Genomic DNA, 24,153 nt, shown 5'->3' on the forward strand with positions numbered 1-24,153 from the left:
TCGCTATATGTGTATCAATCAGATACGGAATAATTGATTATCCGTTACAAAGATAAACAAGCTTTTAGACTTAGACCAATAAAAATAATTCATTATAGGTGGTCATTTGTTTCAAATCTTGTTAGTAGCCTGTCAGTGTCTGCCCAGAGTAGCAAAAATCGACGCATCCAACGGAGTTTAAGGCGTAATCAGAACATTTGGGTAATAGTCATCAAACCGGACTATGTGATGTCACTCGCGCGTACCTATATATAATAAGGTATAGAATCTTATCCGTTACAGTGCGGATGCGGCTTCATCCGGTCTCTCTTCGTAAATTGAAGTAAATTTAAACAGGCTCTCAAGTAAAACGACTTATCATTCTCCATGAATAGAGGTGTAAAGTGAAGAAAATCTTAGGATTATATTTCATGTGTTGCATAACATAGTTTAGTAACACTGTCGATTAATTGCTTTTCTTTTGATAAATTTATAATTTGCGCCTCACTAAAATTAAGGGCACGTGCAAGCGTGCTGATTTATTCATTTTAAATCTTATATATCATGAAAGTATATCAGACGAATGAAATTAAGAACATTGCCCTGTTAGGCAATGACGGCTCAGGTAAGACCACTCTCACGGAAGCGTTGCTTTATGAGAGTGGCATTATAAAACGTCGCGGCAGAATTACTGCCAAGAATACGGTTAGTGATTACTTCCCCGTAGAGCAGGAATATGGTTATTCGGTTTTCTCCACCGTGTTTCATGTGGAATGGAACGGTAAAAAGCTGAACATCATCGACTGCCCGGGTAGTGACGATTTTGTGGGAGCCGCCATGACGGCGCTTAACGTTACTGATACTGCGATATTACTTCTGAACGGACAATACGGTCCGGAAGTTGGCACTCAAAACCACTTCCGGTATACAGAGAAGTTGGGCAAACCGGTCATCTTCCTTGTGAATCAGCTTGACCACGAAAAGTGTGATTACGACATGGTATTGGAGCAGTTGAAGTCCGCATACGGTTCGAAGGTAGTACCCGTGCAATACCCGTTGGCTACCGGACCGAACTTCAATTCGTTGATTGATGTACTTCTGATGAAAAAATATTCGTGGGGACCCGAAGGCGGTGCACCCACTATCGAAGATGTTCCCGCAGAGGAGATGGAGAAAGCCACCGAGTTGCATAAAGCATTGGTGGAAGCTGCTGCCGAACACGACGAAACCCTGATGGAGAAGTTCTTCGAGCAAGACTCCCTGACGGAAGACGAGATGCGCGAGGGTATTCGCAAAGGATTGGCTTCACGCGGCATGTTCCCCGTGTTCTGCGTATGCGCAGGCAAGGATATGGGTGTGCGCCGTCTGATGGAGTTCTTGGGCAACGTCGTTCCTTTCGTGGACGAGATGCCGCCGGTGCATAACACCCGCGGTGAGGTAGTAGACCCGAATCCCGACGGACCTACTTCGCTTTACTTCTTCAAGACAGCCGTAGAGCCTCATATCGGTGATGTACAATATTTTAAGGTGATGAGCGGAAAGGTGCACGAAGGCGACGACTTTGCGAATGCCGACCGTGGCTCGAAAGAACGCATTGCCCAGATATATGCCTGTGCAGGTGCTAACCGCATTAAGGTGGAAGAAATGGTGGCAGGTGATATTGGCTGTACCGTCAAGTTGAAAGACGTGCATACAGGTAATACCCTGAACGGCAAAGGTGCCGAACATCGCTTCAACTTCATTAAATATCCGAACTCCAAATATTCCCGCGCTATCAAGCCGCTGAACGAAGCCGATACGGAGAAGATGATGGTTGTGCTCAACCGCATGCGCGAGGAAGACCCGACATGGGTAGTGGAGCAGTCCAAAGAGTTGCGCCAGACCATCGTCCACGGACAAGGTGAATTCCACCTGCGTACACTGAAGTGGCGTCTGGAAAATAATGAGAAACTGCAAATCAAGTTCGAGGAGCCGCGAATTCCTTATCGTGAAACGATTACGAAGGCTGCGCGTGCCGACTATCGCCATAAGAAGCAGTCGGGTGGTGCGGGTCAGTTCGGTGAGGTGCATCTCATCGTAGAGTCCTACTATGAAGGCATGCCGTTGCCCGATACCTACAAGTTCGGTGGTCAGGAATTTAAGGTCAATGTGAAAGGTACCGAAGAGATCCCCTTGGAATGGGGTGGCAAGTTGGTATTCATCAACAGCATTGTGGGCGGTTCGATTGATGCCCGTTTCATGCCTGCCATCCTGAAGGGTATCATGTCCCGCATGGAACAAGGCCCGCTGACAGGCTCGTATGCCCGTGATGTGCGTGTGATAGTGTATGACGGCAAGATGCATCCCGTAGACTCCAATGAAATCTCTTTCATGCTGGCAGGACGCAACGCATTCAGCGAAGCATTCAAGAACGCCGGACCAAAAATTCTGGAACCGATATACGATGTAGAAGTTTTCGTGCCATCCGATAGAATGGGCGATGTGATGAGCGACTTGCAAGGACGTCGCGCCATGATTATGGGTATGAGCAGCGAAGCCGGTTATGAAAAACTGATTGCCAAAGTGCCTTTGAAGGAAATGTCGTCCTACTCCACAGCATTGAGTTCCCTGACGGGCGGACGCGCCTCGTTCATCATGAAGTTTGCCAGCTACGAACTTGTTCCCAGCGACGTACAAGACAAACTCATCAAAGAGTTTGAAGCCAAGCAAACCGAAGAATAAGATAGTTCACTTTGTCTGTTTTTATAATTTGTTAAAGCCGTTTCTCTCTCGAAATGAGGGGGAAATGGCTTTTTTATTAACAGTGGTTAAGAATGATGGCAAATGTGAATGCGGATATTTAATTTTTTATTAATTTTGCAAACCAAAGCCGTTCGGTTTTGTTATAATGCTTGTAATGCGACTTGAAAACAGCTTTCGGTTAATTTACGAGAACTCGCGGTTAAATCAGGTTAATAGGTTAGGAATGTTAATTAGTGAGTGTTAATTTTGTGACTATGAAAAAGTCAACTATATGGATATTAGGCATCGTTATGGGACTATCTTTCCTCAGTCTGCTGTATCTGCAAATCAGCTACATTGAGAAGATGGTGAAGATGCGTAACGAGCAATTTGATGAAGGTGTCAAGCGTGGGCTGATGGCCGCTTCGAAGGAAGTAGAATCCGAAGAAGTCGCGCGTTGGTTGCGTGAGGATATCTCCGAAACGGAAAAGAAGGCTTGGGAACAGGGCAAGTCGGTGGTGCATATCGAACAGTTTACAGCCACATCGCCCGATGGCTCCAAGTATCCGGTGATGGAGTTGCGGACGATAACCAACACGCATACTGAGTTGCCCCGTGTGATGATTTCGCGCAAGCATGGGGTCAAGACGATACCTCAGACAGCCCGCTCGATGGCGGACTTGGTGAGAAACCGCTATCTGTATCAACGCACCTTGCTGGATGAGGTGGCCCTGCAGATGGTGTATAAGGCAAGCAATAAGCCGCTTGAAGAACGCGTGAACTTCAAGAACCTGGACCAGCATCTGAAGTCGGGGTTGGTGGATAATGGTATCGATTTGAAGTATCACTTCAAGGTGATTGATCGCGATGGACGCGAGGTGTACCGCTGTGCGGATTATGTGGACGAAGGAAGCGAGAACTCTTATACCCAACCCTTGTTTCTGAACGATCCTCCGGCACGTATGAGTATGGTGAAGATACACTTCCCAGGTAAAAGGGATTATATTTTCGATTCGGTCAGTTTCATGATACCGTCGATGATATTCACCTTTGTATTGCTGATCACATTCATCTTTACGATTTATATCGTATTCCGCCAGAAGAAGTTGACGGAGATGAAGAATGACTTCATAAACAACATGACACACGAGTTTAAGACACCGATATCAACGATTTCGTTGGCCGCACAGATGCTGAAGGACCCGGCGGTGGGTAAGTCGCCAGCCATGTTCCAGCATATATCGACGGTGATTAACGATGAAACCAAGCGATTGAGGTTCCAGGTAGAGAAAGTGTTGCAGATGTCTATGTTCGACAGGCAACGGGCCACGCTGAAAATGAAAGAGCTGGATGCCAACGAACTGATTACGGGTGTTATCAACACGTTTGCCCTGAAAGTGGAGCGTTATAACGGCAACATCGAATCGGAACTGAACGCGACAGACCCGATTGTCTTTGCAGATGAGATGCATCTCACGAATGTGATATTCAATCTGATGGACAATGCGGTGAAGTATAAGAGGCCGGATTTGGATCTGGAACTGAAAGTGAAAACCTGGAACGAACCGGGCAAGCTGATGATCTCTATCCAGGACAACGGCATCGGCATTAAGAAAGAAAACTTGAAAAAGATATTCGAGAAGTTCTATCGCGTGCATACAGGTAATCTGCACGACGTCAAAGGATTCGGACTGGGACTTTCGTACGTGAAGAAGATCATCACGGACCATAAAGGAACCATCCGCGCCGAAAGTGAACTGAATGTGGGAACTAAATTTATTATAGCATTACCTTTACTTAAAAAATAATGATATGGACGAGAAATTGCGTATTTTATTGTGCGAAGATGATGAGAATCTTGGCATGCTTTTAAGAGAATATTTACAGGCAAAAGGTTATTCTGCCGAGTTATATCCTGATGGGGAAGCCGGTTACAAGGCTTTTCTGAAGAACAAATATGATTTGTGTGTATTTGATGTGATGATGCCGAAGAAAGACGGTTTCACGCTGGCACAGGAAGTGCGTGCCGCCAATGCTGAAATTCCTATTATCTTCTTGACGGCAAAGACGCTGAAAGATGATATTCTGGAAGGTTTCAAAATTGGTGCGGATGATTACATCACCAAGCCGTTCAGCATGGAAGAGCTGACCTTCAGAATTGAGGCCATCCTGAGACGTGTGCGTGGCAAGAAGAATAAGGAGAGCAATATCTATAAGATCGGTATGTTTACTTTCGACACGCAGAAACAGATTCTTTCTACGCCTGAAAAGCAAACGAAGCTGACTACCAAAGAGTCTGAATTGCTGGGATTGCTTTGTGCTCATGCCAACGAAATCCTGCAACGCGACTTTGCCCTGAAAACGATTTGGATTGATGACAATTATTTCAATGCCCGCAGTATGGATGTGTATATCACCAAACTGCGCAAGCACCTGAAAGAAGATCCTTCTATTGAGATCATCAACATCCACGGAAAAGGGTATAAACTGATCACGCCGGAACCGGAGTCTTGATAAGCTCCGGACAATCATTCCGCTGGAATAAAGAATAAAAAAGGCGGTCGTTATTGCAACGACCGCCTTTTTTATTCTTTTTCCGATATTAGTCTGCTATCTTTTTGTTGATGACAATGTATGAGATCAATCCCACTACCATCAGAACTGCTGAAGTTCCTAAGATGGCGTTGTCGTTAACATTACCGGTGAAAGAACATACAACCAGAATTATTGCTCCTACCAAGACTAATATCAAGCCCAGATTTTTTAATAAACCTTTCATGCGTGTGTATTTTAATTAGATTATTGTATTCTTGTCACAAAGAAAAGCATAATTCTTTAACAAGCGAAATTATTTTTGAAAAAAAACTCTATTTTAATGAAGAATGGGGAAATATAGGAGCAAAAGTATGGCTGTATTTCCTCTCTTTTGCTTAAATTTCTGCCTTCATCCTGTTTCCGTTTTCTCGGTTGCTTCTATTGTTTTAGTCTTTTGTATTAACGAATATCTTTCTCAGCACCTCCTGACTGATATCCAACTCTTCCGCAGTGACGCCGTACAGTGCCTCTTGCAGGGTTTGGTTGGCAAGGCCGCGTGCGCGTTCTTCCAATTCTTTCCCGTCTTTGGTAAGATGGATCAGGTTGGTGCGTCGGTCTCTTTTGTCGGAGATGCGGACGACTAAGTGCTGGCGTTCCATATTGTCGATGAGTCGTGTCATGCTGGGTTTGTCCTTGAAGGTTGCATTACACAACTCTTGTTGCGTCACACCGTCCTTTTCCCACAGAAAGATGAGTACCGTCCACTGCTCCGGAGTAATCTCCAAACCATTTAGGCGGAAGTTGCGGGACAGTTTCCGGTTGATGGCAGCAGACACTTTACCATTCAGTATGGCAAAAATCAATCGGATATCAAAGTTAAATTGCTCTATCATGAAATTATTGTTTAAACAACCTTGCAAAGGTAAGTCTCTTCCGCGATAAATCCTATCCCCACACACAAAAAAACATTAAATGTTTGTGGAACAAAATAAAATTCCTACCTTTGCACCGCAAAATTTTAAACGAATTATTAATTCATTAATTAAACAAGTATGAATCAATACGAAACCGTTTTCATTTTAACTCCCGTTTTGTCTGATGTACAGATGAAGGAAGCGGTAGAGAAATTCAAAGGCATTCTGACTGCAGAAGGTGCCGAGATCGTAAATGAAGAAAACTGGGGACTGAAGAAACTGGCTTATCCTATCCAGAAAAAGTCTACAGGTTTCTATCAGCTGATTGAGTTCAATGCAGAACCGACTGTAATTGAGAAGTTAGAAGTAAACTTCCGTCGTGACGAGCGCGTTATCCGTTTCTTGACTTTCAAGCAAGACAAGTACGCTGCTGAATATGCTGCGAAGAGAAGAAGTGTTAAATCAACTAAAAAGGAGGATTAATCATGGCACAACAAGTTCAATCAGAAATCAGATATTTAACTCCGCCCTCAGTGGACGTTAAGAAGAAAAAATACTGCCGTTTCAAAAAGAGTGGTATTAAGTACATTGATTATAAGGATCCCGAATTCTTGAAGAAATTCTTGAATGAGCAGGGTAAGATCCTTCCGCGTCGCATCACTGGTACTTCTTTGAAGTTCCAACGTCGTGTAGCTCAAGCTGTGAAGAGAGCCCGTCACTTGGCTTTATTGCCCTATGTAACTGACATGATGAAATAAATAAGGAGGAGGACAGTATGGAAATTATATTGAAAGAAGACGTAGTAAATTTAGGTTATAAGAATGATATCGTAACCGTTAAGTCTGGCTATGGCCGTAACTACCTCATCCCGACAGGTAAAGCTGTGATTGCTTCTCCTGCTGCAAAGAAAATGTTGGCTGAAGACTTGAAGCAACGCGCTCACAAGTTGGAGAAGATCAAGAAGGATGCAGAAGAATTGGCTGCTAAGTTGGAGGGTGTATCTTTGAAGATCGCTACTAAAGTTAGCTCTACGGGTACTATCTTCGGCTCAGTTGGCAATATTCAGATTGCAGAAGAACTGGCTAAGTTGGGTCATGAAATTGACCGTAAGATCATCGTTGTAAAAGACGCTGTGAAGGAAGTTGGTCAGTACAAAGCTGTCGTAAAATTGCATAAAGAAGTTTCAGTTGAAATACCTTTCGAGGTTGTAGCTGAGGCAGAGTAATTTATTGTTAATTTCACAAGAAAGTCCGGTTTTCGAAAGGAAACCGGACTTTTTTTGTTTGTACTGCTGTTGACTGTGTCCGCTACGGGATGGGGGATTGTATTGAAGCGGACTATGATATTTGCTTCACAAGACTGATAATTTCATCTCGTGAAACGAATAATTTCATCCCGTGAGACGAAAAAATCCGTTTCATGAGATGATTTTTTTCGTCTTGCGAGACGATTTTATTTGCTCCGTGAGACGAAAAAGAACATTGGGAGGGAGGAAGAGTGGATATGACAGGGTATAAAAAAAGTCTGTCCGCGCTTTGTGCGCGTCAGACTTTCAATTCTCTCTAATGATGTGCAGAATTGGATTATTCAGCTACAACTGCTGCGCTATCAACTGCCAAAGAATCGTTTGCTTCAGCTACAACTGCGCTGTCAGCCGGAGCTACTACTTCTTCTTCTACAGTTACTTCTGTTTCTGTTGCAGCTGCTTGGTCAGCGTTAGCTGCTTTGTTACCACAAGATGCGAAAGATACTGCTACGATAGCTGCAGCCATCAAAACTAATTTTTTCATTTTCTTTGCTTTTAAAAAACGTAATACAATCAATTGCTTTATTAAAACGATGCAAAGGTATGTACTTTTTTAATACGTTGTTCTCCAAACACTAACTTTTTTTTATACTTTTTTTTGAACTCGGCTTTTTTCTTATGTTCTACAGCATACTAATCTTCTGCAATACTGTTATATAAGTATCGTTTGATGCTGCGTTTAGGGGTCTTTTCGAATTCGGTCGGATAAAGCTGGATCTGGCTTACCCTTTCATAATTGGCTACACTGCTATTTAGGTTCTTCAGATTTTCGTCCATGATGGTTTTGATATTTTCCGGTTGGTTCAGCCCAAGCGAATCCAGTGCCTCATAGTCGGCATAGACTAAGGCTATCAGTCGCTTGTTCCGTTCGATGACAAGGCTTTCTATCACGAACGGCAGATTGTTGAGACGGGCTTCTATCTCTTCGGGGAAGATATTCTGACCGTTGGAACTCAATATCATGGTTTTGTTACGACCACGGATATAGAGGTTGTTGTCTTTGTCCAGTTTCCCTAAATCGCCGGTGCGCAACCAGCCATCTTCGGTGAAGGCTTCTTTGGTGGCTTCGGGATTTTTGTAGTAGCCCACCATGACATTCTCGCCTCTCACCTGTATCTCGCCGATTTCCGCTTCCGGATTCTCCTTGTAGATGCGTGCTTCCATGATGTCGAGTATGCGGCCGGAGGAAGTCGTCACAAACTCATTCCACGGGGCATAGCTGATAAGAGGGGCGCATTCCGTCATACCGTAGCCGATGGTGAATGGGAACTTGATGCGATGGAAGAATTCTTCCACTTCCGGATTCATGGCAGCACCACCGATAATGACTTCCTTGAAACGTCCGCCCAAGGCATCGATCAGCTTTTTGCGGATTTGTCCGTATATCTGTCCGTCGAGCAATGGGATGCTGAGCGCCCATTTCATAGCTTTCTTGTTGATGATGGGCTGGATGATGTTCTTGTATATCTTCTCGATGACAAGGGGTACGGTGATAATCAGACTGGGCTTCACCTCTTCGAACGCCTTCATCAGAATCTTGGGAGAAGGCGCCTTGCCTAACAGGGTGACATGAGTACCTACGGCAGTGGCTGTCAGGAAATCGAAAGCACAACCGTAAGCATGCGCCAATGGTAGGAAAGAGAGCACCTTGTCTCCTTTCTTCAACAGTCCGGTACGGATGCCGAAGGTGACATTTCCTGCAAGGTTGTTTCCCGTCAGCATGACACCTTTGCTGAAACCTGTAGTACCCGAAGTGTAATTCAGCAGCATTACTTTGTCATTGGACAGGGTGGTGTATTCGATATCTTCCCGGCGGAAATCTTTCGGATAGTTTTCATGCATCTCCTCATCTATATGTTTCAGGAAACGGTTGATGGTTTCCCCGTCGCGTTGGTGCAGGCAGCGGAAATCGGTGAGGGAAAACACGGCACGCAGTCCGGAGAGACGTTCTTCTTCCAATTGCTCCCAGATGGAATCGCTGGTGAAGAGGAATACGGATTCGGAGTGGTTGACAATATGGTGTACGTCGTTTGGGTTGAAATCTTGGAGTATAGGGACTACGATGGCACCATACGTGACTGTGGTCATGTAGGCAATGCACCAGCGGGAGTTATTCTTGCCTATGACGGCTATTTTGTCGCCGCGGCGCAGGCTGCAGTGTTTGAATAACAGATGTAACTTGGCGATTTCTTGCGCCACTTGACCGTAGGTGTAACTTTCATCTTCACCATAATCGGTGTAGCAGGGAAGGTCCCAATTTTCACGGAAACTCTGCTCGTAGAGTTTGATAAAGTTCTCTTGTATCATTGCACGAATGTTGATGAATTCCGCAAAAATAGGAAAAATATAAGAATTATATGTAACTTTGTTCCCGAAAATGTATTTTAGATAGTATGATTGATACCACTGTATTTCAAGATAAGACAGCAGTTTACTATACATTGGGATGTAAGCTGAATTTCTCCGAAACCTCTACGATTGGCAAGATACTGCGTGAAGCGGGCGTGCGTACGGCACGGAAAGGGGAGAAAGCGGACATTTGTGTAGTGAATACCTGTTCGGTGACGGAGGTTGCGGACAAGAAGTGTCGCCAGGCCATCCACCGTCTGGTGAAGCAGCATCCGGGAGCTTTCGTTGTGGTGACTGGTTGCTATGCCCAACTGAAACCCGATGCTGTGGCAAAGATAGAGGGAGTGGACGTGGTGCTCGGTGCGGAACAGAAGAAAGACTTGTTGCAATACCTGGGCGACTTGCAGAAGCGTGAGTCGGGAGAAGCCTATACTTCGGCGCTGAAAGACATTCATTCGTTTGCACCCTCCTGTTCGTGCGGCGACCGTACCCGATACTTCCTGAAGGTGCAGGACGGTTGCGACTACTTCTGTTCTTATTGCACGATTCCCTTTGCTCGTGGGCGGAGCCGTAACGGTACGGTGGCTTCGATGGTGGAGCAGGCACGTCAGGTGGCGGCAGAGGGTGGTAAGGAGATTGTATTGACCGGTGTCAATATCGGCGATTTCGGAAAGAGTACCGGAGAGAGTTTCTTCGACCTGGTGAGAGCACTGGATGAAGTGGAAGGAATAGAGCGTTATCGCATCTCTTCGATAGAACCGAATCTGCTGACCGATGAAATCATCGAGTTCGTGGCACGCTCGCGCAGCTTCATGCCCCACTTCCATATCCCGTTGCAGTCAGGTAGCGACGAAGTGCTGAAACTGATGCGCCGCCGTTACGATACGGCGCTTTTTGCCGCTAAGGTGCGGAAGGTGAAAGAGGTGATGCCCGATGCCTTTATCGGTGTAGACGTCATCGTGGGTACGCGTGGCGAAACGGATGAATACTTCGGGCAGGCATACGAGTTTATCCGTGGGTTGGACGTCACCCAACTGCATGTCTTCAGCTATTCCGAACGTCCGGGCACGCAGGCTTTGAAGATAGATCATGTGGTGTCTCCTGAAGAGAAACATCGTCGTAGCCAGTGCCTGCTGAAACTTTCGGACGAGAAGACACATGCGTTCTATGCCCGCCACGTCGGACAGACGATGCCAGTATTGCTAGAACACTCCAAGCCGGGCATGCCTATGCATGGTTTCACCCCCAACTATATCCGGGTTGAGCTTCCGCGTCGCAACGAACTGGATAACTGTGTACGTTCCGTTCGCTTGGGTGATTTTAATGAAGATGGGACGGCTCTGCTCGGGACTCTTTTATGATCTGGCAGGAATTCTTATATAAATCAGGAATCCTTATATAATAGGTATAAGAAGTATGAAATCAAAACTTATCTATTGGCTGACCTACGCGGGCATGTGGTTCGTGGCTTTGCTTCCTTTTCGGGCACTTTATATCTTGTCCGACGGGCTTTGCTTCCTGATGCGCCACGTCGTGCATTATCGTCGGAAGGTAGTCCGCAGGAATCTGAGCAACTCTTTTCCCGAGAAGTCGCAGGACGAACTGCGCCGGATTGAGCGCAAGTTCTACCACTACATCTGCGATTACATGGTGGAAGAGGTCAAGATGATGCGTATGTCGTTCGAAGACCTTTCCCGTCGTATGGAGTATGGGAATACGGAAGAGTATCTGGCAATGATCGAGAAACATGGGGGCATCGTCATACTCATTCCTCATTATGCCGACTTTGAGTGGCTGACGGGTATGGGGGCAATCATGAACCCCGGAGATATCCCGGTGCAAGTATATAAACCGCTACGGAATAAATATCTCGACGAGATGTTCAAGCTTATCCGTTCGCGTCACGGTGGTTACAACGTACCGAAACATTCTACTGCCCGCGAAGTAATCAGATTGCGTCGTGACGGCAAGCGGGTAGCGATAGGGCTGATCACCGACCAGTCTCCCAACCTTAGCGAAGCACACTACTGGACCACTTTCCTGAATCAGGACACGGTCTTCATGGATGGCGGCGAACGCATAGCCAAGATGATGGATTATCCCGTTTTCTATTGCGAGCTGGAGAAGAAGGGGAGGGGATACTGCAAGGCATACTTCGACCTGCTGACCGAAAATCCGAAGCAGACCGCCGACGGAGAGATAACCGAACTGTTTGCCCGCCGCTTGGAGCAGACCATCCGGCGCGAGCCTGCCTATTGGTTCTGGTCGCACAAGCGTTGGAAACTTACCCGGGAGAGCGTAAAACGGCATGGATAGAATGTAAAACGGCATGGATAAAGTAGCAGTTGTCATATTGAACTGGAACGGATGCGATATGCTCCGTTCGTTTCTTCCCTCAGTGGTACGCTTCTCCGAGGCGGACGGGGCGGTGGTGTACGTGGCGGACAATGGGTCGACGGATGCTTCGGTAGAGATGCTCCGCCGCGACTTTCCTTCCGTGCGTCTGGTGCTGCTGAAAGAGAACCACGGCTTTGCTGATGGCTATAATTTGGCTCTTCAGGCGATTGAGGCGGAATATGTGGTTCTTCTCAATTCGGATGTGGAGGTGACGGAACATTGGTTGGAACCTTTAGTAGGTTATATGGATATACATCCCGAGGTGGCGGCATGCCAGCCGAAGATTCTCAGTTGGCGGCAGCGCGAGATGTTTGAATATGCCGGAGCGGCGGGTGGTTTTCTCGATCGCTATGGCTATCCATATTGCCGCGGCAGGATAATGGGTGTGGTAGAGCGAGACGCGGGACAGTATGATGACGTTGTTTCCGTGTTTTGGGCTACGGGGGCGGCATTGTTTGTCCGTCTGCACGACTATCGCCGTGCCGGTGGGTTGGACGGGCGCTTTTTTGCCCACATGGAGGAGATCGACCTGTGCTGGCGGCTTCGTGCGCGGGGCAGGCAAATAGTGTGTGTGCCTCAGAGTGTGGTCTATCATGTGGGCGGTGCCACGCTGAAGAAGGAGAATCCCCGCAAGACTTTCCTCAATTTCCGCAATAATCTGATTATGCTTTATAAGAACTTACCGTCGGAAGAGTTGGTTCCGGTGATGCGAGTGCGTGCTTTCCTCGACTATGTGGCGGCGTTTGTCTTCTTGCTCAAATTCCAATTCTCCAATGCGTCGGCGGTGATTCGTGCCCGGCGGGAGTACCGTTTGCTGCGTTCTTCTTTCGCTCCGGCCCGCAAAACGAACCTGAAAGAGACTTCCCTCCACGTGATACCGGAACGGACGAAAAGCAGTATCTTGCTGGAATATTACTGTCGGGGGAGAAAATACTTCTCGCAACTATGAGACAATAATAAGATAATTATAAAGCAATAATAAGATAATTATAAAGCAATTATGAGACAATTATAAAGCAATTATAACTATCCTTTTCCTTGCCTCTCGCAGTGCACTTCCACTCCGGCGGCATCCACATCCGCGCCCATTGGTGGATTTCGTTTGGATAGTTTCAGTTCGATGCCCTCTATGGCAGGGAATGTGCGGAACAAGCGTTTTACGATACGTCCGCAAACATGCTCCAACAAGGCGGAAGGAATCTCCATCTCTGCCTTTACATTTTCGTAGACATCGGCATAACTTACGGTATGCGCCACGTTGTCCGTTTCGGCAGCAAGGGTGATATCTACTTTCAGTCTCAGGCTGATAATAAACTCATTGCCCACTTCGCGCTCTTGCTCGCCTACGCCGTGGTAGGCAAAAAAGCGGACGTTATCAAGGAATATGTAACTGTTCATAACCGACATTGTATAAAGTGAAGGGATTAAGAGAAGTCTATGGTATGATTGTCCCTTAAAAAAGAAAGCCGCTAACTAATCAATAGTTAACAGCTCTTATGTGGAGCGTACCGGACTCGAACCGGTCACCTCGACACTGCCAGTGTCGCGCTCTAGCCAGATGAGCTAACGCCCCGTTTGCTAACGTTTGCGATATTTCCCCTATTTTGATGGTGCAAATATAATGCATTATTCTGAAATAATTGCTATGTTTGCGAAATAAAGTGAAAGAAAAATATGCTGATTTATAATACAACCTATCAAGTAGAAGAAGAACAGGAAGATAACTTCCTGATTTGGATAAAGGAATTTTATCTCCCCGAAGTAGAAAAAAACGGCCTGTTGCGCGCGCCGCGCCTCGTTCGCGTACTGAGCCATCGTGAAGAAGGAAGCACCTGCTATTCACTTCAGTTTGAAGTGGAAAGCTCAGCCATACTCCACCGCTGGCACATGGGACAGGGAGTCCGACTGAACGAAGAACTGTTGAAAATATTCAAGGATAAAGTCGTAGGTTTTCCTACCCTGATGGAGGTGATAGAGTGATACAGCCGGTTAAGGAAAAAATAATCCTGGGCATCGACCCCGGTACAAACATCATGGGTTACGGCATCCTGCGCGTGCAAGGAACAAAGCCCGAAATGATAGCAATGGGAATCATCGACCTGCGCAAGTTCGGCGACCACTACCTGAAACTGCGCCACATACACGAGCGTGTATTAAGCATCATCGAAAGCTACCTGCCCGATGAACTGGCCATCGAAGCCCCTTTCTTCGGAAAAAACGTGCAGTCGATGTTGAAACTGGGACGCGCGCAAGGCGTGGCAATGGCAGCTGCCCTCAGCAGGGACATACCCATCACCGAATATGCCCCCCTGAAGATAAAGATGGCCATCACCGGAAACGGGCAAGCCTCCAAAGAACAGGTGGCGGACATGCTCCAGCGCCTCCTGCACTTTGCCAAAGAAGACATGCCCACCTTCATGGATGCCACCGACGGACTCGCCGCCGCCTATTGCCACTTCCTGCAAATGGGGCGTCCCGCCGTCGAGAAGGGATATCGCGGATGGAAGGATTTCATTGCCAAGAATCCCGATAAAGTGAAAAAATAAATTGATAGCTACCTGTAGCCGAACGTTAGTCAACTCGTAATAGAACAGTAATTAACTTGTAATAGAACAGTAATTAACTCGTAACAGAACAGTAATCAACCCGTAACAGAACAGTAATCAACCCGTAGCCGAACATTAATTAGTAAACTAAATATCATGAATCTGAATGAACTTGCCCTGATCGGAGTGGCAGCCGCTACAGTGACCGGCTGTACTCCTGCAAAGAAAGAGTACACATCTTATGAACTGTATCCCGTCCGTTCGGGCAGTCTGACTGAAATGGAGTATACCCCCGAGGCCACTCATTTCACGTTGTGGGCACCCACTGCCGACGAAGTGCGCCTGATGCTGTTCGACGCCGGCGAAGGAGGCCATGCATACGAGACCATTTCCATGATTCCCGATACAGAAGGAACCTGGACCGCCAAAGTGGAAAAGGACCTGCTGGGGAAATTCTATACATTCAACGTGAAGATCAACGAACGCTGGCTGGGAGACACCCCGGGCATCAACGCCAAGGCCGTGGGAGTGAACGGGAAGCGTGCCGCCATCCTCGACATGAGAACAACTGACCCCGAAGGATGGGCAGACGACAAACGGCCCGCGCTGGCTTCTCCGGCAGATGCAGTCATCTATGAGATGCACCATCGCGATTTCTCCGTAGACCCTTCGTCGGGCATTCGGAACAAAGGCAAATATCTTGCGCTGACCGAAGAAGGAACCCTAAGTCCCGAACAGTTGGCGACAGGCATTGACCATTTGAAAGAACTGGGAGTGACGCACGTACACATTCTGCCCTCCTACGACTACGCTTCCGTGGATGAAACCAAGTTGGATGAAAACAGATACAATTGGGGCTATGACCCGCAAAACTACAACGTCCCCGACGGTTCCTATTCCACCGACCCATACGACCCGGCTGTCCGTATCCGGGAGTTCAAACAGATGGTGCAGGCCTTGCACAAGGCTGGCATCCGTGTAGTGCTTGATGTAGTCTACAACCACACGTTCAATACCACCGAAAGCAACTTTGAGCGTACAGTACCCGGATATTTCTACCGCCAGATGTCCGATGGCAGCTTTGCCGACGGCTCCGCCTGCGGTAACGAGACGGCAAGCAACCGCCCCATGATGCGGAAATACATGAAAGAATCCGTTCTCTACTGGCTCAACGAATATCATCTGGACGGCTTCCGCTTCGACCTGATGGGCATTCACGACATCGCAACCATGAACGAAATCCGTACGGCAGTCACGGCAGTCGATCCGAGCATCATCATCTACGGTGAAGGCTGGGCAGCCAAAGCGCCTCAGATGCCGGAAGACTCTTTGGCAATGAAAGCCAACATCTATCGCATGCCGGGCATTGCCGCTTTCTCCGACGAAATGCGTGACGCTTTACGTGGTCCGTTCAATGATAATCGTCAGGGGGCTTTCCTTGCAGGCATTCCGGGTGGTGAAGAGAGCATTAAGTTTGGCATCGTAGGTGCCGTCAAGCATCCGCAGGTGGACAATGATTCGGTGAATTACAGTAAAGCTTCGTGGGCAGAGCAGCCTACGCAGATGATCAGTTATGTCTCTTGCCACGATGACATGTGTCTGGTAGACCGGTTGAAGGCAAGTGTTCCGGGCATTACCCCGCAGGAGCTGGCAAGGTTGGACAAACTGGCACAAACTGCCGTATTCACCTCGCAAGGCATCCCTTTTATCTATGCCGGTGAAGAAGTGATGCGCGACAAGAAGGGCGTTCACAATAGTTATAACAGCCCCGATTCCATCAATGCCATCGACTGGAAGCGCAAGGCGGAACACGCGGATGTGTTTGCTTATTATAAAGGATTGATACAGTTGCGCAAGAATCATCCTGCTTTCCGCATGGGTGATGCCGGCTTGGTGCGTAAGCATCTGGAATTTCTTCCGGTGGAGGGCAGCAACCTGATAGCCTATCGCCTGAAAGAGAATGCCAATGGCGATGCTTGGGAGGATATCATCGTCGTGCTGAACTCGCGCAAGGAGAATGCCAGACTGACTGTTCCCGAAGGCAAATATACCGTGGTCTGTAAGGATGGCTTCATCAGCGAAGGCGGATTAGGGACACTGTACGGTCCGGAAGTGATTGTTCCGGCACAGTCGGCTTTGATTATCTGGAAATAAGTTGTTGTAATTATAACTCCTTTTAACTCTAGGTAACTCCTTCAAATAAATCCATTTCCAATGATGCAATCCTATACGATACGTCTCTCGGGAGCCGTGGTCCGCAATCCGCAGGTTCGTTTGGCGGCTCCCGTTTCGGTCTCTTTTCCGGCCGATGAACACATTGCCATTGTCGGGCCGAACGGTGCCGGCAAAACTCTTTTGGTAGATATGCTGACAGGCAAATATCCGCTGAAGGAAGGTTCCTTGGATTACGACTTCTCTCCGTCCGTTTCGCCGATGGTCTACGATAACATCAAGTATATCGCATTTCGCGATACGTACGGTTCTGCCGATGCCAATTACTATTATCAACAGCGCTGGAACACGCACGACCAGGAGGATGTACCTTCGGTCAGGGAGATGCTTGGCGAAGTGAAAGACGAAGCGTTGCGGCAGGACTTGTTCGACCTGTTCCACCTTGAGCCGATGTTGGACAAACCCATGATCCTGCTCTCCAGTGGAGAGTTGCGCAAGTTCCAGTTGGCAAAAGCCCTGCTGACTTCTCCGCGCATACTGATCATGGACAATCCCTTCATCGGGCTGGATGCACAGACCCGCGAACTGCTGAATAAGTTGCTGGAAGACTTGTCGAAACGTTCTGCCGTGCAACTGGTTCTTGTGCTCTCGATGATGGATGACATTCCTGCTTATATAAATAAGGTGTTGCCGGTAGCCAATCTCACGGTGGGGCAGATGATGGAGCGCGACCCCTATTTAGCTATTTTCCGCAACTCGGATGTTCCCGTTCCCGAGGACTTGCAGCAGCGCATCATCAGTTTGCCTTACGAAAACACCAACTACGTTTCCGACGAAGTCGTGAAACTGAATAAGGTCAGTATCCGCTATGGCGACCGTACCATACTGAAAGAGTTGGACTGGACGGTAATGCGTGGGCAGAAATGGGCGTTGGGCGGCGAAAACGGTGCGGGAAAATCAACCCTGCTCAGTTTGGTCTGTGCCGATAATCCCCAGTCGTATGCCTGCGATATCAGCCTGTTCGGAAGGAAGCGGGGTACGGGCGAGAGTATCTGGGAGATAAAGAAACACATCGGCTATGTCAGTCCTGAGATGCATCGTGCCTATCTGAAGAACCTGCCGACGATTGAAATCGTAGCTTCCGGACTGCATGACAGCATCGGTTTATATAAGCGTCCTAAGCCCGAACAGATGTCCATCTGCGAATGGTGGATGGATGTTTTCGGTATCTCCTCCCTGAAGGACAAGCCTTTCCTTCAACTCTCCAGTGGCGAACAACGCCTGGCGCTCTTGGCACGCGCTTTCGTGAAAGACCCGGAACTGCTGATTCTTGACGAGCCGCTTCATGGCCTGGATACTTACAACCGCCGCCGCGTGAAGAAGATCATCGAAGCCTTCTGCCGCCGTCGGGACAAGACCTTGATTATGGTCACCCACTACGAAGAGGAACTTCCGGCTACCATAACGGATCGGCTGTACCTGAGGCGCAACCGCTGAATAAATCTCTTGTAAACTACGGAACTCTCTTTTAAAAAACGTACCTATAGGCCTATCTTTCACGGTTTTCTTGAACAATATTGGTGTAGAATAGAATAAAACAGTTATTTTTGCGCTCAATATGAATATACAATAAGAAAAGGCTGATGAAAGAAAAGCTTATAGGATGGATAAAGACGTATTTCCTTTTCGTCTTCATCTTTATATTACAGAAACCGCTGTTTTTACTTTATTATAGTGCTTTGTATGCAGAAACTGCCTGGACAGATATCTTTCGGGTTATTTGGAACGGTCTGCCTCTCGACTTCTCATTGGCGGGATATCTGACCGCTATTCCCGGATTGCTTTTCATCGTTTCCGCCTGGACGCTTTCCGCTACGCTTCGCCGCATCTGGAGAGGATATTATCTTTTTGTTTCCATTCTGCTTTCGGTTATTTTCGTGGTCGATTTGGGGCTATATGAATATTGGGGATTCCGGCTGGATGCCACACCGATATTCTATTTCTTCTCCTCTCCTAAAGATGCGTTGGCAAGCATCAGCGTGTGGCAGATGGCGGGAGGAGTGTTTGCGATGGTGCTGTATGCCTTGTTGCTGTATATCCTGTTCCTGTGGATACAGAAGGGTATCTGGCGAAGCATGAAGTTGCCCTATCGCCGTTTGTCGGTGTCGGGCGTGATGCTGTTGCTGACCGGATTGCTGTTTATCCCCATCCGTGGCGGTTTCACCGTCTCTACCATGAATACGGGCAAAGTCTATTTCAGTTCCAACCAACGTCTGAACCATGCGGCTATCAATCCGGCATTCAGCCTGATGGAATCGCTCTCGAAGCAGAAAGACTTTGCCAAGCAATACCGCTTTATGGATGCCGCTCAGGCGGATGAACTGATGAAGACGTTGGTAGACCCGATGGTGGCAGACAGTATGGCAACCGTTCCCGACACGTTGCGCACGTCCTTGTTTAAGACAGAGCGGCCGAATGTGCTGTTTGTCATATTGGAGAGTTTCTCTTCCCGGTTGATGACCAGTTTGGGAGGAGAGCCGGACATTGCCGTCCAGATGGACAGCCTGGCCAAAGAGGGCGTACTTTTCACGAACTTCTATGCCAACAGCTTCCGCACAGACCGCGGCTTGGTGTCCGTGTTGAGCGGTTTTCCCGCACAGCCCACTACGAGCATCATGAAGTATCCCCGCAAGACACAACATCTTCCTGCCATTGCAGGCAGCCTGCGCGATGCCGGATACCGGACCCAATATTATTACGGCGGTGATGCCGACTTCACCAATATGCGTTCCTATCTGATCTCTTCGGGTTTCGAGGCTATCGTTTCTGATGAAGACTTCCCCGTATCGGAGCGCTTGAGCAAGTGGGGAGCGCACGACCATCTTGTCTTCAACCGTCTGCTGGAGGATATGAAGGCTGAGGCTACAGGAGATACGGGAGATGCTTCCGCAGCGGACGCGCGTCCTTTCTTCAAGGTTTTGCAGACCTCCAGCAGCCACGAACCTTTTGAAGTGCCTTACCGCCGCTTGGCGAACGACCGCCTGAATGCTTTCGCCTATACGGACAGCTGTTTGGGCGACTTTGTGAGGCGTTTCCGCGAATTGCCGCAGTGGGAGAATACGGTGATGCTGTTGGTTCCGGACCACGTAGGGGCATATCCCGAATATCTGGATAACCAGACGATAGAGCGTTATCAGATTCCCTTGCTGCTGATAGGCGGTGCTATTGCTGCGCCGAGGCATATCGACATCTATGGTTCGCAGCACGATATTGCTGCGACGCTGCTGGCTCAATTGGGGTTGCCCCATCAGCAGTTCACGTTCAGCAAGGATATGCTGAATCCCGCTTCCCCTCACTTCGCTTTCTTCACGGTGCCGGACCTTTTCGGCATGCTGACACCGGACGATCAGTTGATATTCAATTGTGAGGCCGCTGCTACGGTGCTGGACGAAGGTACGGCGAAAGGGAAGAACCTTCTTCCGGGAAAGGCCTACTTGCAGAAGTTGTACGACGATATAGCAAAAAGATAAAGACATAAAGATATAACAAACAGATAAAATAAGAAATGGCATGATGTCAGAAGTCTTGAATGAGTTGATCAACATAGACACCAATATATTTCTTTCCATCAATCGGATGCACAGTCCGTTTTTCGATTATTTCATGAGTACTTACAGTGGTAAATGGATTTGGGTGCCTATGTATGTTTCCATATTCTACGTGATGTTGCGCAACTTTCATTGGAAAGTAGCTTTATCCTGCCTGATTGCTGTGGCGCTGGTCATCACCCTTGCCGACCAGACCGGTGCGACATTGATCCGTCCGTACGTAGGGCGTCTTCGTCCTGCCAACCTGGAGAATCCGATTTCCGATATGGTGCACATTGTCAACGGATACCGTGGCGGAAGTTATGGCTTCCCCTCCTGTCATGCGGCCAATACGTTCGGGCTGGCTTTCTTCATCAGCTTCCTTTTCAGAAAGAGATGGCTTACGGTGTTCTTCATGGGCTGGGCGCTGCTCACTTGTTACTCGCGCATCTACTTGGGCGTACACTATCCGGGCGACTTGCTGGTGGGTGCACTGATCGGCTTGTTGGCAGCGTATCTGGTTTATCTCCTTTTTATGAAGGTGAGCAGGCATAAGACGATGAAAGAGCTTCATCATGCCTATGCCCCGATATGGGTAGGCGGGTTGACAATAGTGGGAATACTGCTCTATGCGGCGCTTATGCTCGGATAGAGCCTCCCGCCTTTCACCTGTCGCTTCCCTCCCCTTCTCATTTCTCCTTCCCATTTTCCATTTTCCCCTTTCCATTTTCCATTTTATAACTGTCTGCCTACCGTCACCATCCCCTCCCGTGAACGGATGCCGAGTCGCGATGTGCTACTTTGCGTGGCGGAATAGGTCGTATAGCCATATTCTTTCTTGTTGAACAAGTTGTTCAGACTGGCCTCAAACCGCCATCTTTTGGTTTTGTAGACGAAAGAGGCATCGGCAAACAAGGTGTTGAGGCGCATATTCTCGTCCAGGTCGTTCCGGTAGTGTTCGCAGGAGAGACGCAGGTCTACGCGGCCGATGCTGAATGTGAGATGCAGGCGTTGCACAAGATTCAGTAGCGGAGTAAGCCGCGTGTCGTTTCCTATCTTGCTGCCGCCATATCCCAATGTGGCATGATATTCCGCTTCAAAGCCCGACATGGGCAACCAGATAAGTTTGGGCTCCGCTTGCAGGTAGTCGTAACGGTAGGTTTGCAGGCGGTTGTTCGTCAGTTGCTTGCCGGTGTTGCGGCTGAGGATGAGGTTCAGCGAGGTTTTCAAGTGCCAGTCATAGAAGCCTTTGGAGAGCATGGTGTGGAGTGACCAGTTCTCGGTATGGTTCTTTAGATGGTGGCGCGTATAGACGATGGAGTCCGGCGTGACGGTCTGTTCATAAAGGGTGTTCTGCTGCGTGCGTTGATGGGAGAGCGAGACGGTTACGAAAAACTCATGCACGGTATTCTTGTACTCTCCGTAAATCCGATAGTTCTGGCTGAGGGCGACGGGGAGCATCCGGTTGTTGTTCCACCATGTCCGGTAGTCCGTCCGGTAGGAGGAGTAGAGGTCGGCATCGGTTCCGGCGGAGCGGTTCAGACTGGCAGAGAGGCTGAACTTCCAGTGATAATCCACCTGACAACGCAGGTAGAGGGAAGGGGAGTAGAGGAGACGATTCGCCCCCAGTCCGAAGAAGCGTTTCCCTCGGAAGGGAAGCGTAAGGCTGCCCAGCCACTTGCCCCGCTCCAGCTGCAAGTAGGGGGAGAGATAGACGGACAGACTGGAGACATCGGACGCACGGTTGGATGTGCAGGCGGACGGCTGCATGTCCGGTTGTGCGGACGGCTGCACGGGCGAGGATGTGAAGGTACCCCATTCTCCCTGTACACCTGCACGGTATTGTCGGGTAAATCCATTATATTTGCGCAGGTAGCTGGCATGATGGTCGGCATAGAAGCTTTGTCGACGGTACTTCTCCCGCTGATCCGCTACTTGCAGTGACGAGGGGAGCAGGGTGTACTGCACGGTAGAATTGATTTCCCATGTCTCCTGTTCTTTGTTGCGGAGCAGGTGCAGGCGATTGCTGGCTTTCAGTTCCGAGGTCCGTATCTTCTGCTGGAGGCCTTGCGAGGTGCCGTTTCCGATGTTTCCTTCCAGTTGGAGGCGGTTGCTCAGGTAGTGCTTGGGGCTGTTATCTTCGTAGTGGGCTTCCGTATAAGCAGCGTTGCTTAGCAGACGGTAGCGGTAGGTCTCGTCCGTGCGCAGGGTGTCGCCGGGCTGGTAGTAGGCGAGCGTGTTCCGGCGTTCCTGTCTGATTTCGTCGTGCGTGTATCCGGCTTGCAGTCGCAAGCTGCGGTTGTCGTTCCATTTGTACATGCGGTTTCCGTTCAGCGTATGCGTGCGGTTGAAGAGAAGACGTTGCTTCTCGAGCGGAGCACTGATGCCCGGTTGGGAGAGAGGGGAGGAGACAAGGATATCCTCTTTTTGCCGGTTGATGAGCAAAGCTTGTTCGTTGCTGAGGTCTTTGCCTTTGTTGTTTGTCTTGTAGCTGTACAGGTTCTGTTTGCCTTTGCCCAGTTGGAGGGCACTGGCGGAGCCTTCCCAAAGCAGGTTATCCGTACCTCTTCCTCCGTCCGCCTGGCTGTAACCTGCTCCGAGTTGGGCGTTGACGAGCCATTGGTCGCGCGCTTTCGGATCCAGTTTCAGGTTTAGTGCCACTTCGTCGGAGTTGATTTTATCTTTCAGGGCTTTCACAGACTGGTAGTTCTCCATGATTTCCGCACTCTTCACAGCTTTGGCACTCAGCGTGTTGTTCACCTGGTTATACCGTCCGCCCGTCACGTCCATGCCCTCCACCAAGAAGTGGTCGATGGGCTTTCCTTTGTACTTCACCTGCCCGCTCTCTTCTACATCCACGCCGGGCAGGCGTTTCAGTACGTCTTTGATGTGCACGTCTTTGGAAGAGGCGAATTGCGAGAGGTCGTATCTCACGGTGTCCTTGCGCCCGTAGATGCGTCCGCCGCGTATCTGCACCTCTTTCAAGACGATGGCTTCGGGGCTTAGCCGGAAGTCCTGTCGGCCGGAGGCGGAGATGCTTCGCACTTCCCGTTTATAGCCTAATAGGGAGGCACTGAGCTGCAAGGTGCCGCTGTAGTTTTTCCATGGCAGGCTGTAGTGCCCTTTTGCGTCGGTCAGGGCATAATCTATCGTTTTGTTTTCGCGCATCACGCAGAGCATGACGGCTTCCAGTGGCTGATGGGTTTCAGCGTCGGTCACTGTGCCGCTCAATACTTGGGCAGACAGCGGGCGGCATAGGAGGGACAGTAGGCAACAGGTTATGAAGAGGGCGTGGCCGGTTGTACCGGACAGGTGGATGGATGGTTTCATCTGAATGTTTTTTTAAACGTAGGTGCAAGGTGTGTTTTTAAGTTCTCGTTATGGATAGGTGAAGAAGCGTGATGACTCCCTGAGGAAAGTTGTTTCACTCAGCTTGCAAAGTTGTTTGACTCAGGGAGAAAACTTCATCTCAGCTGGCGAGATGTACATCCCGGCTGGTGAGATATACATCTCGCGGGCTGAGATGTATATCTCGCGCCGCGAGATGAAGTTTTCTCCCTGAGTCATCCCTCTTTTCTCAGTGAGGGAATAGGGTTTTGTCAGTGAAGGAATGAAGTTTTTTCCCCGTGTCAAACCGCTTCTTTCTC

21 protein-coding genes and 1 tRNA gene are annotated in these 24,153 nt (G+C 48.6%); 15 read left to right on the forward strand and 7 right to left on the reverse strand.

The window, feature by feature from the left end; all coding sequences use genetic code 11:
* Nucleotides 1–543 precede the first annotated feature (543 nt).
* From QZ323_RS08985 to QZ323_RS08995, 3 genes are all read left to right on the forward strand, one after another.
* Nucleotides 544–2,700: an elongation factor G gene (locus QZ323_RS08985; RefSeq protein WP_294634275.1), complete on the forward strand. Its 2,157-nt coding sequence runs from the start codon at nucleotides 544–546 to the stop codon at nucleotides 2,698–2,700.
* Between the two features lie 275 nt (nucleotides 2,701–2,975).
* On the forward strand, nucleotides 2,976–4,508 hold the full coding sequence (locus QZ323_RS08990) for a HAMP domain-containing sensor histidine kinase (RefSeq protein ID WP_294634276.1): 1,533 nt from the start codon (nucleotides 2,976–2,978) through the stop codon (nucleotides 4,506–4,508).
* A gap of 4 nt (nucleotides 4,509–4,512) precedes the next feature.
* The gene (locus tag QZ323_RS08995) at nucleotides 4,513–5,214 is read left to right on the forward strand and encodes a response regulator transcription factor (RefSeq protein ID WP_294634277.1); all 702 of its coding nucleotides are present in this window, start codon (nucleotides 4,513–4,515) and stop codon (nucleotides 5,212–5,214) included.
* A gap of 88 nt (nucleotides 5,215–5,302) precedes the next feature.
* Here the strand turns inward: QZ323_RS08995 and QZ323_RS09000 are convergent, their stop codons facing one another.
* Together QZ323_RS09000 and QZ323_RS09005 are read right to left on the reverse strand one after the other, a co-directional pair.
* The gene (locus QZ323_RS09000) at nucleotides 5,303–5,452 is read right to left on the reverse strand and encodes a hypothetical protein (RefSeq protein ID WP_294634316.1); all 150 of its coding nucleotides are present in this window, start codon (nucleotides 5,450–5,452) and stop codon (nucleotides 5,303–5,305) included.
* Nucleotides 5,453–5,681: 229 nt separating this feature from the next.
* Nucleotides 5,682–6,128 carry a MarR family transcriptional regulator gene (locus QZ323_RS09005; protein ID WP_294634278.1) on the reverse strand — a complete coding sequence of 149 codons (447 nt, stop codon included), beginning with the start codon at nucleotides 6,126–6,128 and terminating at the stop codon, nucleotides 5,682–5,684.
* A gap of 159 nt (nucleotides 6,129–6,287) precedes the next feature.
* Here QZ323_RS09005 and rpsF point away from each other — a divergent pair, with 159 nt between their 5' ends.
* The 3 genes from rpsF to rplI are packed head-to-tail and all read left to right on the forward strand — an operon-like array spanning nucleotide 6,288 to nucleotide 7,374.
* Nucleotides 6,288–6,632: a 30S ribosomal protein S6 gene (gene rpsF, locus QZ323_RS09010; protein WP_025832522.1), complete on the forward strand. Its 345-nt coding sequence runs from the start codon at nucleotides 6,288–6,290 to the stop codon at nucleotides 6,630–6,632.
* A gap of 2 nt (nucleotides 6,633–6,634) precedes the next feature.
* A complete protein-coding gene (gene rpsR, locus QZ323_RS09015; RefSeq protein ID WP_004288442.1) occupies nucleotides 6,635–6,907 on the forward strand; it encodes a 30S ribosomal protein S18 in 273 nt (90 codons plus the stop codon).
* Between the two features lie 17 nt (nucleotides 6,908–6,924).
* On the forward strand, nucleotides 6,925–7,374 hold the full coding sequence (gene rplI, locus QZ323_RS09020; RefSeq protein ID WP_294634280.1) for a 50S ribosomal protein L9: 450 nt from the start codon (nucleotides 6,925–6,927) through the stop codon (nucleotides 7,372–7,374).
* Between the two features lie 358 nt (nucleotides 7,375–7,732).
* On the opposite strand, the gene QZ323_RS09025 is transcribed toward rplI, so the two are convergent.
* Together QZ323_RS09025 and QZ323_RS09030 are read right to left on the reverse strand one after the other, a co-directional pair.
* The gene (locus QZ323_RS09025) at nucleotides 7,733–7,939 is read right to left on the reverse strand and encodes a hypothetical protein (protein ID WP_294634312.1); all 207 of its coding nucleotides are present in this window, start codon (nucleotides 7,937–7,939) and stop codon (nucleotides 7,733–7,735) included.
* Nucleotides 7,940–8,088: 149 nt separating this feature from the next.
* The gene (locus QZ323_RS09030) at nucleotides 8,089–9,762 is read right to left on the reverse strand and encodes a long-chain fatty acid--CoA ligase (protein WP_294634281.1); all 1,674 of its coding nucleotides are present in this window, start codon (nucleotides 9,760–9,762) and stop codon (nucleotides 8,089–8,091) included.
* 86 nt (nucleotides 9,763–9,848) lie between these two features.
* Between QZ323_RS09030 and mtaB the strand changes: the two genes are divergently transcribed.
* The 3 genes from mtaB to QZ323_RS09045 are packed head-to-tail and all read left to right on the forward strand — an operon-like array spanning nucleotide 9,849 to nucleotide 13,150.
* Entirely contained in the window at nucleotides 9,849–11,165 is a 1,317-nt protein-coding gene (gene mtaB / locus QZ323_RS09035) for a tRNA (N(6)-L-threonylcarbamoyladenosine(37)-C(2))-methylthiotransferase MtaB (protein WP_294634282.1), read from the forward strand.
* Between the two features lie 55 nt (nucleotides 11,166–11,220).
* Nucleotides 11,221–12,120 (forward strand): lysophospholipid acyltransferase family protein, encoded by a 900-nt coding sequence (locus QZ323_RS09040; RefSeq protein ID WP_294634283.1) that lies wholly within the window; start codon nucleotides 11,221–11,223, stop codon nucleotides 12,118–12,120.
* A gap of 13 nt (nucleotides 12,121–12,133) precedes the next feature.
* Complete coding sequence (locus QZ323_RS09045) at nucleotides 12,134–13,150, forward strand: glycosyltransferase family 2 protein (RefSeq protein ID WP_294634284.1); 1,017 nt, start codon at nucleotides 12,134–12,136, stop codon at nucleotides 13,148–13,150.
* A gap of 77 nt (nucleotides 13,151–13,227) precedes the next feature.
* On the opposite strand, the gene folB is transcribed toward QZ323_RS09045, so the two are convergent.
* Together folB and QZ323_RS09055 are read right to left on the reverse strand one after the other, a co-directional pair.
* On the reverse strand, nucleotides 13,228–13,599 hold the full coding sequence (gene folB, locus QZ323_RS09050) for a dihydroneopterin aldolase (RefSeq protein ID WP_294634285.1): 372 nt from the start codon (nucleotides 13,597–13,599) through the stop codon (nucleotides 13,228–13,230).
* Nucleotides 13,600–13,700: 101 nt separating this feature from the next.
* A tRNA-Ala gene (locus QZ323_RS09055) sits at nucleotides 13,701–13,774 on the reverse strand.
* Between the two features lie 101 nt (nucleotides 13,775–13,875).
* Between QZ323_RS09055 and QZ323_RS09060 the strand changes: the two genes are divergently transcribed.
* The 6 genes from QZ323_RS09060 (at nucleotide 13,876) to QZ323_RS09085 (ending at nucleotide 21,158) form a co-directional block, all read left to right on the forward strand.
* The gene (locus tag QZ323_RS09060; protein ID WP_294634286.1) at nucleotides 13,876–14,181 is read left to right on the forward strand and encodes a DUF4286 family protein; all 306 of its coding nucleotides are present in this window, start codon (nucleotides 13,876–13,878) and stop codon (nucleotides 14,179–14,181) included.
* The gene (gene ruvC, locus QZ323_RS09065) at nucleotides 14,178–14,747 is read left to right on the forward strand and encodes a crossover junction endodeoxyribonuclease RuvC (protein WP_294634287.1); all 570 of its coding nucleotides are present in this window, start codon (nucleotides 14,178–14,180) and stop codon (nucleotides 14,745–14,747) included. Before QZ323_RS09060 ends, ruvC begins: the two co-directional genes overlap by 4 nt.
* Nucleotides 14,748–14,903: 156 nt before the next feature.
* Nucleotides 14,904–16,901: a type I pullulanase gene (gene pulA, locus QZ323_RS09070; protein WP_294634288.1), complete on the forward strand. Its 1,998-nt coding sequence runs from the start codon at nucleotides 14,904–14,906 to the stop codon at nucleotides 16,899–16,901.
* Between the two features lie 63 nt (nucleotides 16,902–16,964).
* Nucleotides 16,965–18,416 carry an ATP-binding cassette domain-containing protein gene (locus QZ323_RS09075; protein WP_294634313.1) on the forward strand — a complete coding sequence of 484 codons (1,452 nt, stop codon included), beginning with the start codon at nucleotides 16,965–16,967 and terminating at the stop codon, nucleotides 18,414–18,416.
* A 146-nt stretch (nucleotides 18,417–18,562) separates the two neighbouring features.
* Nucleotides 18,563–20,449 carry an alkaline phosphatase family protein gene (locus tag QZ323_RS09080; RefSeq protein ID WP_294634289.1) on the forward strand — a complete coding sequence of 629 codons (1,887 nt, stop codon included), beginning with the start codon at nucleotides 18,563–18,565 and terminating at the stop codon, nucleotides 20,447–20,449.
* Between the two features lie 40 nt (nucleotides 20,450–20,489).
* Nucleotides 20,490–21,158, forward strand: coding sequence for a phosphatase PAP2 family protein (locus tag QZ323_RS09085; protein WP_294634291.1), 669 nt, complete (start codon nucleotides 20,490–20,492; stop codon nucleotides 21,156–21,158).
* An 83-nt stretch (nucleotides 21,159–21,241) separates the two neighbouring features.
* Here QZ323_RS09085 and QZ323_RS09090 read toward each other — a convergent pair whose 3' ends face one another.
* Nucleotides 21,242–23,836 carry a carboxypeptidase-like regulatory domain-containing protein gene (locus tag QZ323_RS09090; RefSeq protein ID WP_294634292.1) on the reverse strand — a complete coding sequence of 865 codons (2,595 nt, stop codon included), beginning with the start codon at nucleotides 23,834–23,836 and terminating at the stop codon, nucleotides 21,242–21,244.
* Nucleotides 23,837–24,153 lie beyond the last annotated feature (317 nt).

The organism is uncultured Bacteroides sp. (assembly GCF_910585845.1).
In the GTDB taxonomy this organism is placed as follows: Bacteria; Bacteroidota; Bacteroidia; order Bacteroidales; family Bacteroidaceae; genus Bacteroides.

Excerpts from the sequence above, each read along its gene's own strand:
- mtaB (WP_294634282.1), top strand. The coding sequence starts at position 9,849 with ATGATTGATACCACTGTATTTCAAGATAAGACAGCAGTTTACTATACA.
- QZ323_RS09090 (WP_294634292.1), bottom strand. The coding sequence starts at position 23,836 with ATGAAACCATCCATCCACCTGTCCGGTACAACCGGCCACGCCCTCTTC.
- rpsF (WP_025832522.1), top strand. The coding sequence starts at position 6,288 with ATGAATCAATACGAAACCGTTTTCATTTTAACTCCCGTTTTGTCTGAT.
- QZ323_RS08995 (WP_294634277.1), top strand. The coding sequence starts at position 4,513 with ATGGACGAGAAATTGCGTATTTTATTGTGCGAAGATGATGAGAATCTT.
- QZ323_RS09025 (WP_294634312.1), bottom strand. The coding sequence starts at position 7,939 with ATGAAAAAATTAGTTTTGATGGCTGCAGCTATCGTAGCAGTATCTTTC.
- QZ323_RS09075 (WP_294634313.1), top strand. The coding sequence starts at position 16,965 with ATGCAATCCTATACGATACGTCTCTCGGGAGCCGTGGTCCGCAATCCG.
- QZ323_RS09045 (WP_294634284.1), top strand. The coding sequence starts at position 12,134 with ATGGATAAAGTAGCAGTTGTCATATTGAACTGGAACGGATGCGATATG.
- folB (WP_294634285.1), bottom strand. The coding sequence starts at position 13,599 with ATGAACAGTTACATATTCCTTGATAACGTCCGCTTTTTTGCCTACCAC.
- pulA (WP_294634288.1), top strand. The coding sequence starts at position 14,904 with ATGAATCTGAATGAACTTGCCCTGATCGGAGTGGCAGCCGCTACAGTG.
- QZ323_RS09030 (WP_294634281.1), bottom strand. The coding sequence starts at position 9,762 with ATGATACAAGAGAACTTTATCAAACTCTACGAGCAGAGTTTCCGTGAA.
- QZ323_RS09080 (WP_294634289.1), top strand. The coding sequence starts at position 18,563 with ATGAAAGAAAAGCTTATAGGATGGATAAAGACGTATTTCCTTTTCGTC.
- rplI (WP_294634280.1), top strand. The coding sequence starts at position 6,925 with ATGGAAATTATATTGAAAGAAGACGTAGTAAATTTAGGTTATAAGAAT.
- QZ323_RS09060 (WP_294634286.1), top strand. The coding sequence starts at position 13,876 with ATGCTGATTTATAATACAACCTATCAAGTAGAAGAAGAACAGGAAGAT.
- rpsR (WP_004288442.1), top strand. The coding sequence starts at position 6,635 with ATGGCACAACAAGTTCAATCAGAAATCAGATATTTAACTCCGCCCTCA.
- QZ323_RS08985 (WP_294634275.1), top strand. The coding sequence starts at position 544 with ATGAAAGTATATCAGACGAATGAAATTAAGAACATTGCCCTGTTAGGC.
- QZ323_RS08990 (WP_294634276.1), top strand. The coding sequence starts at position 2,976 with ATGAAAAAGTCAACTATATGGATATTAGGCATCGTTATGGGACTATCT.
- QZ323_RS09040 (WP_294634283.1), top strand. The coding sequence starts at position 11,221 with ATGAAATCAAAACTTATCTATTGGCTGACCTACGCGGGCATGTGGTTC.
- QZ323_RS09005 (WP_294634278.1), bottom strand. The coding sequence starts at position 6,128 with ATGATAGAGCAATTTAACTTTGATATCCGATTGATTTTTGCCATACTG.
- QZ323_RS09085 (WP_294634291.1), top strand. The coding sequence starts at position 20,490 with ATGATGTCAGAAGTCTTGAATGAGTTGATCAACATAGACACCAATATA.